This is a genomic window from Dyella koreensis (assembly GCF_044904565.1).
Taxonomy (GTDB): Bacteria; Pseudomonadota; Gammaproteobacteria; order Xanthomonadales; family Rhodanobacteraceae; genus Dyella_D; species Dyella_D koreensis.
In genome coordinates this window covers 1-1,274 of sequence record NZ_JADIKD010000002.1, presented here as the reverse complement: position 1 = coordinate 1,274, position 1,274 = coordinate 1, and the positions used below count along the sequence as shown (strand labels likewise).

Below are 1,274 nucleotides of genomic sequence, written 5' to 3'. Positions count from 1 at the left end.
TGTATGGACCGGAGACATAGGTAACAGATGTGCCAGGACATGGGTTACACCCGCCCGATCCCCATCGATCTGGCGAGGTGTCGTCATTCATGCCCTGGAAGGAAGTCACCGTGATGTGCCAGCGCCAAGAGTTCGTCAGCCTCGCTCGTGAGGCTTCGCTGCCGGTGAGCGAGCTAGCCCGCCGCTTCGGGATTAGCCGCAAGACGGCCTATAAGTGGTTGCAGCGCGATCGCGCCGGCGGCTCAATGGCAGATCAGTCTCGACGGCCAGCGCAGTCGCCCACGCGCACGGCGTGGGAGTTGGAGGCCGCGGTGGTCGCCTGGCGCCAGCGCCATCCATGCTGGGGTGGTCGCAAGCTGGCCCAAGTGCTGCGCAACGAGGGTTACGACACGGTGCCGGCGCCCAGCACCATCACGCACATCCTGCGCCGACACGGGTTGCTGGATGGCATGGCCGCTGGCGGCTCGCCACGCTGGACCCGGTTCGAACACCCGGCACCCAATGATCTGTGGCAGATGGACTTCAAGGGCATGTTCACGGTGGGGACACGCCGCTGCGACCCGTTGACTGTCTTGGACGATCACTCGCGCTACAACGTGGTACTGCAGGCCGTACCAAATATGAAGACCGCCACCGTGCAAACCACACTCACGGAGGTCTTCCGCCGCTACGGCTTGCCACGCCGCATGAACATGGACAACGGCTCGCCCTGGGGCAGCCCCAGCGGCGACTCACGCGGACTATCGGCGTTGACTGTGTGGCTGGTTCGTCTAGGCATCCATGTGAGCTTCAGTGCACCCAACCATCCCCAGACCAACGGCAAGGACGAACGCTTCCATCGCAGTCTCAAGGCTGAAGTGATCAACCGACGGCACTTCGACACCACCACACAAGTCCAGCAAGCCTTCGATCAGTGGCGCACCATCTACAACCACGTGCGACCGCACCAGGCGCTGGAACTGGCCGTGCCGGCGTCTCGCTATCAACCCAGCCCGCGCCGCTTCCCCGAGGCGCTGCCGCCGATCGACTATGCCCCGCACGACCACATAGCACGGGTGAGGACCAACGGCATCGTGCACCTGCTCGGGCACACCATGCAGGTCTCCAAAGCGCTATGCGGACACTGGATCGCCGCGCGTCCTCGCGATGACCAAGACGGCATCTACGACCTCTTCTTCGCCCACCACTGCCTTGCCAGTATCGACCTGCGCGAGGCCGACTAAACTGTTACCTATGTCCTGGCACGTTTGTTACCCATGTGTCCGGTCCATACA

General features: G+C 63.2%; 1 protein-coding gene. It reads left to right on the top strand.

Annotation, left to right across the window (positions count from 1 at the left end; translation table 11 throughout):
• The first annotated feature begins 89 nt into the window (after positions 1-89).
• Entirely contained in the window at positions 90-1,223 is a 1,134-nt protein-coding gene (locus ISS97_RS00010; RefSeq protein WP_404580013.1) for an IS481 family transposase, read from the top strand.
• The last annotated feature ends 51 nt before the right edge of the window (positions 1,224-1,274 follow it).